The sequence below is a fragment of the Microcoleus sp. A003_D6 genome (assembly GCF_036702825.1).
Classification (GTDB): Bacteria; Cyanobacteriota; Cyanobacteriia; order Cyanobacteriales; family Microcoleaceae; genus Microcoleus.
Genome location: NZ_JAUBWA010000207.1, coordinates 1 through 7187, shown reverse-complemented (window position 1 = coordinate 7187; position 7187 = coordinate 1). Strand labels below are relative to the sequence as shown.

Sequence of the window (7187 nt, the reverse complement as noted above, 5' to 3'; positions counted from 1 at the left end):
GTATTTATTTCAGGGTTTCATGCCTCCAAATTTAAAATTATTAAATTTGTCTGAATATCTGCGGAATGTGGGTTAGATAATATTCGATCGCATCAATAGAAACAATATTCCCCTCTAACTTCAAAAATCTCCACACAGTACCCGATGTCACGGCTCCATAAATAATTGGGATATTATTTCCCTCCTCTTCGTTAAATAACTGAGCGGCTAACATTTGGGCTGCACACTGTCCCAACCCAGCCTTAATATCTTCTTTTTTAGCTTCAACCAGCGTAATCACAGGGGCGCTGATAAACAGGCGTTCCGCTGACAAACTCATTAAAAAATCGCAGGTTCCATTCAATCCTTTTTCGGGAGCTACATTAAACTCGGAACCGGAAAATAGACCAATTTGATAATTTAATTGCCGCCTAACTTCAAGTAAAATTGGTGCGATAATCAGTTCGGAACGAGCTTTTTCCGTATTTATATCTACTGCTAATGCTGCGTTTTCTTTCAACGCTACTTTCAGAATTTCACTAGATTCTACTTCTGATATATCGGCAAATAAATCTTGATTTTCGTTAAGAGTTAAGTCAAATTGCTTGACAAGTTCCTTCAGCTTGAAGTCGCTATAAGCCATCTTAAATTCTCTGTTTTTATTTACCCAATTCTTGAGAACGCAAACAAGCTGCTTTCACTGCTTCGATCAGCGCAGAGCGAAAGCCGTTACTCTCTAATTTAGCAATTCCGGCAATAGTTGTGCCGCCGGGACTGGTAACTCGATCTTTCAATTCTGCGGGGTGCATTCCCGTTTCTTGCAACAGCTTCGCAGTACCGAATACTGTTTGCAGGGCTAATTGAGAGGCGATCGCCCGCGGCAGACCAGCACAAACTCCGCCATCTGTCAAGGCTTCTATTAAAATCGCAACATAACCGGGCCCGGAACCTGAAAGCCCAGTCACCGCATCCAGCATACTTTCGGGCACTTCCACTACTTCTCCCACGGCCTGAAAGATGCGCTTTACCAATTCTAAATCAGCCGGTTGAACGAGTTTCCCCGGAGCGATCGCGCTCATTCCCGCCCCCACCGTCGCCGGAGTATTTGGCATCACCCGCAGCACTCCCCGCCCCGGAAACGCTGGTTCGAGCTTGCTGAGCGGCACTCCTGCCAAAATCGACACTACCACAGATTCCGGCTGGGAATCAGCCGTTTCTCCATTATTTCCCTGTTTGCGATCGGTCGCCACAGCCAACTCCAAAGCTACCGTATCAAAAACTTGCGGTTTAATCGCCAAAAACAGCACTTCTGTAGCGGCAGCAACTTCTAGATTGCTGGCTGTTGTTCCGATCCCGTATGTCTCTGTCAAAAATTGGCGGCGTTGGAGTTGCGGGTCGCTCACCAATATTTCTGAAGGCAAATAAACTTTCTGTGCTATTAAGCGGGATAAGAGAGCTTCCCCCATTACCCCGCCGCCGATCGTACCAAATTTTATGTTAGTCATTAGTCATTAGTCATTAGTTATTAGTCATTAGTTATTAGTCATTAGTCATTAGTAGTTATTAATCAACAGTCTTAACTAAGAGTTAAGCTTCCAGAATAAAGGAATACAAAATTTAGGAGCTGCCTAGTTAAAAGCTACTTGCTAATCACTGATGACTAATGACCAATGACTAATGACTGATGACTGATGACTGATGACTAATGACTGCTGACTAATGACTAATAACTACTGAGCCATTTGAGCTTGTTCTGCCGGCCAAACTGTCGGTGCAGGAGCAGCAGCGCGGGGCCGTCCTTGAGCTGGCGGCACTTCGTGAACCACACCCGACTGAGTTCTCACCTGCACGCAGCTAGGCGTAAACAAGAAAATACTTTCGCCAATTCGTTCTTGATGACCGTCAAGAGCGTAAGTACCGCCCGCCACAAAGTCCACAGCTCTTTGCGCTTGGTCTGGGTCCATCACCGTCAGGTTCAAAACCACAGACTTGCGTTCCTTAAGAGCTCGAATTGCTGCCGGCATCTCTTCAAAGGTGCGCGGCTCCATAACCACTACTTCCGAAATCCCGTTCATAGCTCCAGGCATTCCAATCACGTTATTCATAACTGACCCTACTCCCCCAGTTGGTGCAACAACATCCGTACCTGTCGATCCTACTACTGACCGCTCCCGCATTCTGCTATTTTGGCGGCGTTCTTCTGCTGCGGCTGCGGCTGCGGCTGCTGCGTTCTGTTCAGGCGGTTGGTAGGCGTTCCGAAAGCGATCGCCTTCGGTTTCGTCGTACTCGTAATCGTACTCAGGCTCATTGTTGAAGCCTATAAAATCTCGCAGCTTGGAAATAACATTCATGATTTACCCTCCGTCACGACTTTGCTGCCCCGACTATACTCGCGTTGCGGGCTAGTCGTGGGTCGCTGACTAATTTATATTTAACCCAAGTTGTCTCGATCGTCCGAGATCGATTAACTATCTCTTCCTAGAGCCAAATAAGGTTTGTCCTAGCCGTATCATAGTAGCACCTGCCTGAATTGCCAAATGATAATCTCCCGACATCCCCATGGAGAGCTGCTGCATTTGAATGCGGGGAAAATTTTGCCGATCGATTTTGTCAGCAAGTTCGCGGGTGCTGTTAAACAATTCTAAGATTTGCGAGTCATCTAATCCCACCGGAGGTATTGTCATCAAACCTTGAATTTTGATGTGCTGACAATTGTTGAGTTCGGAGAGGGAGGCAAGCAGTTCTGGGACGCTCCAGCCGTATTTGTCCGGGTCGGGCAACATTTTGACTTGCAGGCAGACTTGGGGAGAGCAGGACTGTTCGCCCGCCAAGCGCGATAGCCGAGTCGCGAGTTTTAAGTTGTCGAGAGAGTGAATCCACTGGAAATGCTCTAAGGCCTTGGCTGCTTTGTTCGCTTGCAAGTGACCGATCAAGTGCCAGTTGATATCCGGCAAATCTTGCAGTTGGCTTTGTTTTTCGGCAGTCTCTTGAACCTTACTCTCGCCAAAATCCCGAATGCCGGCGTCGTATGCTTCGCGGATAGCATCAGTCGGTACCTGTTTGGTAACGGCAATTAACCGCACTGATTCCGGCAACTTTTGGCGAATGCTGTTAATTCGAGAAGCAATGGTCATGGGTGCTGAACGCTCTTGACTGGAGGGAAGGAAAATTGAGACAGTTACCAATTACCGGAAAACGAGAGAAAAGCCCCCGACTTCAGGCGTGGGGATGAACTCGGCAGCGGATGCGGCAGCCTACAGTCTTAGAAAAATCCTGGTTGATTTCTAAAAGCATGATATGATTATATCATGCTAACAGTAACTCACGAGTACAAACTACGTCCGACCAAATCTCAAGTTCAAATATTTGAGATTTGGTTGTCTGTTTGTCGTCAGGTTTATAACTATGCCTTGCGAGAACGGAAAGATTGGGTTAATTCTCGTAAGTCTTCTGTTAATGCTTGTTCGATAGTTGGTGAGTATATTATCTCACCGGATACTCCGAGACCAACCTATGCTAGTCAGTGCAAAGGTTTGTCAGAAGCTAAGAAGCATTGTCCCGAATTAAAGACCCCTCATTCGCAAGTATTGCAGCAAACTTTAAAGGTTTTAGAGTCGGCATTTGTGGCAATGTGGGATAGAGGGCATGGGTTTCCTCGCTTCAAAAAACGGATGCGCTCGTTTGTTTTCCCGGCTGTTAAGGATGCAGCAGTGGAGAATGGAACGGTTAACCTGCCGTATATTGGGTGGGTAAGGATGAAAATGTCTAGACCCACACCAGAGGGTTTTCTACTCAAGCAAATTAGAGTAGTTAAAAGGGTATCAGGATATTTTGTCATGCTCACCTACCAGTTAGCAGTCAACCTGCCCGCTCGCCCACCGTCAGGACATCCATTAGGGGTAGATATTGGGCTTGACAAATACCTCGCAACTTCAGATGGAGAATTAGTCAACAGACCGAGATTTTTTCAGGCACTTCACCGCGAGTTGAAATCACTGCAACGAAGATTAAAGCATCAAAGAAAAGGGTCTAATAATTGGCTTAATCTCCAGAAAAAGATTGCTAGAATTCATCAAAAAATTAGTGATACCAGAAAGGATTGGCACTATAAATTAGCTCATCTGTTATGTGACCGAGCAGGAATGATATTCGTTGAGGATATCAATTTTAAGGCTTGGGCAAAGGGGATGTTTGGTAAACATACTCTCGATGCAGCCTATGGTCAATTCTTCTCGATTCTGTCTCATGTGTGTTGGAAGCGCGGGGTGTATTTTGCTCGTGTTGATAAAAACTATACGAGTCAAATTTGCCCCCAATGTGGAACCCATACTGGTAAGAAAACCTTGGATGTCAGAATCCACAGTTGTCAGTCGTGCGGGTACACCACTCATCGGGATACAGCAGCAGCACAAGTAATTAGAGACAGAGGTATCCTTGCGGTCGGGCAGCCCGTGAGTAAAACTGCTTCTGGAGGCGTTCTATCGGGGATCGATAGTAATATCGGTCTAGAGTCGAGCCTGTGAGAGAAGAATCCCCCGCATTCTATGCGTGGGGAGTGTCAACAAGTTACCAATTACCGATTGCGAATTACCGATTTTTGCTATAGAAACGTGCGCTTGTGAATCGCCTGCAATTGGTCGTACTCCTGATATTGACCGCTGCGACGGAGGCTTCGCAGGCGAATTTCGACCATAAGGCGAGCGTCGGAGCGACTGATGGGTTCAAATCTCAGCCCGCCAGGGCCGTTTGTTACCAAAAAAAATAGGCGCTGGGCGTATAGGGTGGTAAATAATTCTTGGCTGTCTTCAACCTTGGATACCCTGAAGAGGAGGCCAAAGTTGGGATGATTCAGGTAAGTTTCGGTAGTCATTCAAGTTTATAGTCGGTCAATTTTAGATTAAAGATTTAGATTTTAGGTGTTAGTTTCGGTGTTTGTGGGGACGGGGTTGTTCTCAGGCGGGGTGCAAAGGGCGATCGCCGTAGCCGTGCAATAGTCTCCGTCGTGGCTGAGGCTCAACTGCCACTGGCAATTTCCCCAAACACAGGCTCGTGCTGCTGCTGTCCCGTGCAGTTGCACGTTTGGAGCACCGTTTTCGGAGCGCCGAATTTCCACATCTGCATACCGTATTCCCCGCCATCCTGTGCCTAGAGCTTTGACAACAGCTTCTTTGGCTGCCCAGCGCCCCGCTAGTTGGTTGCAGGAAACTCGATTCATTTTACCTTTAATGCTGCTGCGTTGAGAATTTAGTTGCCCGCAATCTCTTTGTTCGGCGGGCGTGTAAACTTTTTCGAGGAAGCGATCGCCAAAGCGGTCTAATGCGGCTTGAATGCGGGGAACGTATACAATATCTGTCCCGAGATAGATGTTCAAGGTTTTGGATCTGTAAATATTCGTCTCCATTACTTTAGCAGGACTGTCGCGTACCAAACAAAACTTACTCAAATATAGGCCCGCGATCCCAACCACTAGCTTCATCAGTCATTCTAAAATCTAAAATCTAAAATCTAAAATCTTAACTGTCCCAACCCCAAACTAAGCGGGCGCTCCAGAGCACGAGCAAGCAGCCGAGGGCTATCCAGTCTCGGATTTTGAAGTGCAACTGGTGCCATTCTACGCGGTGTCGATCGGGACTGGTGAAGCCGCGAACTTTCATGGCGCTGGCAATTTGTTCGGCTCGCAGGAGCAAGTTTTCTAACAGCCGCTCGGCTATCATCAACCAAACTTGAGCGGCGCGGCGAAATCCGAGTTTTTTCCAGTTGATGGCTCTGGTACTGACCGATCGCACTAAATTTTGTACTTCTTCCAATACTAGGGGAATGAAGCGCAAAGATAACGTTAATGTTAGTGCTATTTCGGTGACAGGCCAGTTCAAGCGGCGCAGAGGCTGCATTAAGTTTTCGATCGCGCTGGTGATTTCTTCGCTGGCTGTGGTAAGGAGGTAGAGGTTGGTGCTGTAAATTACTGTGAAAAATAGGGTGCTGACGTTGATAGCTAAATCTAGGGATTTGCGGGTGATTTTAATCGGGCCTTGTTTGAATAAAACGTAACTGTAGTTTGTGGGTTGGGGAAGGGAATTTTGGATTTTGGATTTTGGATTTTGGATTGGGGAGTTTGAGCCTAAGTTAAAAGGTTTGTACCAGGGTTTTTTGGGGGCTGGTTCGGGAAGGGTTGCGGGCTGTTGGGAAAAGGTTAATTCGTCGGCGGGGATGCGGGGCTGGTGTTCTGAGGGGAGTGCGTCGGGGGCGATCGCGCTGAGGCAAAATACTAAAATGCAGAATAGCAGCAGCACTCCCATTTGCTGTTTCCACACGCGCAGGGGAATTGATGCTGTTAGTGTCAGGATAATTAACATTCCTACTAGCATCAACCGCCAGATGGGATTGGCGAGGATTGGCGCGATTAGAAATGTCATCAACCAAGCTAATTTTACGCGGGAGTCGAGACGGTGGAGCCAGGTTACGGGTTGTTCTAGGTACAATCCTATGGGGAGCGATCTAAGTAAGTCCATCTTGCGATTTTAGATTTTAGATTTTAGATTAGGGGATTGAGGGATTGATTGAGGGATTGAGGGATTGAGGGATTTTTTTATCTGCGATTTGCTGTTTGGTTCTTACTTACTAAGGTTTTGATGGATGCAACTGTCATCGCTAAAATTTCATTAGTTTCTGACATTATACTTTTCAATTTAGTGGCATCTACCAATTCAGCTTCAACTATTAGCTCCATCCAGTAAAGACTTTCATCCGCTTCTTCTTCTTCTTCTTCTTCTTCTTCTTCTTCTTCCACTATCCTGAGTTTAGGAATTAAGTCTGCTGTTGATTTAGCGCGACAAGCCGAGCGATAATTGGCTACTACAGAAGTTGCTGAACGTATTAACTGCTTGCCAATTACCTGAGAAGCTAAGCCTTTTGGCAGCGCATCTACTAGCTTAATAACTCTCAATGCTAGCTGCTTTGTTCTTCTTTTAAACTCTTGTTAGTCCACCTGGCGATTTTAGATTTTAGATTTTAGATTTGGGATTGTTTGAGTTGGGATTGTTTCAAATACCAAGTTCTTGAATTGCCAAGAGGCGAAGGAAGATAAAAGAAAAAAAACGCAATTTAATTATATCATTAAATTGCGTTTTTTCTTCAATAGACCTCTTGCAAAAATCCTTTTAATCAAATTCTGGAACGGGCTCTGGGGCCCATTCCACAAGAAAAAAAAT

At 46.1% G+C, this 7187-nt stretch carries 8 protein-coding genes and 1 pseudogene; 1 reads left to right on the top strand and 8 read right to left on the bottom strand.

Going from position 1 to position 7187, the window contains the following annotated elements; genetic code table 11:
• Positions 1 to 40: 40 nt before the first annotated feature.
• The 4 genes from QUB70_RS30970 to QUB70_RS30955 all read right to left on the bottom strand — a co-directional run bounded on the left by QUB70_RS30970 (position 41) and on the right by QUB70_RS30955 (position 3113).
• Positions 41 to 622: a hypothetical protein gene (locus tag QUB70_RS30970; protein ID WP_332985578.1), complete on the bottom strand. Its 582-nt coding sequence runs from the start codon at positions 620 to 622 to the stop codon at positions 41 to 43.
• A 16-nt stretch (positions 623 to 638) separates the two neighbouring features.
• Entirely contained in the window at positions 639 to 1484 is an 846-nt protein-coding gene (gene proC, locus QUB70_RS30965; RefSeq protein WP_332985577.1) for a pyrroline-5-carboxylate reductase, read from the bottom strand.
• A 225-nt stretch (positions 1485 to 1709) separates the two neighbouring features.
• A complete protein-coding gene (locus tag QUB70_RS30960) occupies positions 1710 to 2330 on the bottom strand; it encodes a cell division protein SepF (protein WP_332985576.1) in 621 nt (206 codons plus the stop codon).
• Between the two features lie 117 nt (positions 2331 to 2447).
• Complete coding sequence (locus QUB70_RS30955) at positions 2448 to 3113, bottom strand: YggS family pyridoxal phosphate-dependent enzyme (RefSeq protein ID WP_332985575.1); 666 nt, start codon at positions 3111 to 3113, stop codon at positions 2448 to 2450.
• Positions 3114 to 3287: 174 nt separating this feature from the next.
• On the opposite strand from QUB70_RS30955, the gene QUB70_RS30950 reads away from it, so the two are divergent.
• Entirely contained in the window at positions 3288 to 4502 is a 1215-nt protein-coding gene (locus QUB70_RS30950; RefSeq protein ID WP_332985574.1) for an RNA-guided endonuclease InsQ/TnpB family protein, read from the top strand.
• A 77-nt stretch (positions 4503 to 4579) separates the two neighbouring features.
• On the opposite strand, the gene pipX is transcribed toward QUB70_RS30950, so the two are convergent.
• The 4 genes and pseudogenes from pipX to QUB70_RS30930 form a co-directional block, all read right to left on the bottom strand.
• A complete protein-coding gene (gene pipX / locus QUB70_RS30945) occupies positions 4580 to 4849 on the bottom strand; it encodes a transcriptional coactivator PipX (protein ID WP_332985573.1) in 270 nt (89 codons plus the stop codon).
• Positions 4850 to 4891: 42 nt separating this feature from the next.
• On the bottom strand, positions 4892 to 5422 hold the full coding sequence (gene acpS / locus QUB70_RS30940; protein WP_332985572.1) for a holo-ACP synthase: 531 nt from the start codon (positions 5420 to 5422) through the stop codon (positions 4892 to 4894).
• Positions 5423 to 5492: 70 nt separating this feature from the next.
• Positions 5493 to 6488 carry an energy-coupling factor transporter transmembrane component T family protein gene (locus QUB70_RS30935; RefSeq protein WP_332985571.1) on the bottom strand — a complete coding sequence of 332 codons (996 nt, stop codon included), beginning with the start codon at positions 6486 to 6488 and terminating at the stop codon, positions 5493 to 5495.
• A 77-nt stretch (positions 6489 to 6565) separates the two neighbouring features.
• A pseudogene (locus tag QUB70_RS30930) lies at positions 6566 to 6931 on the bottom strand (four helix bundle protein); the annotation flags it as partial.
• Between the last annotated feature and the right edge of the window lie 256 nt (positions 6932 to 7187).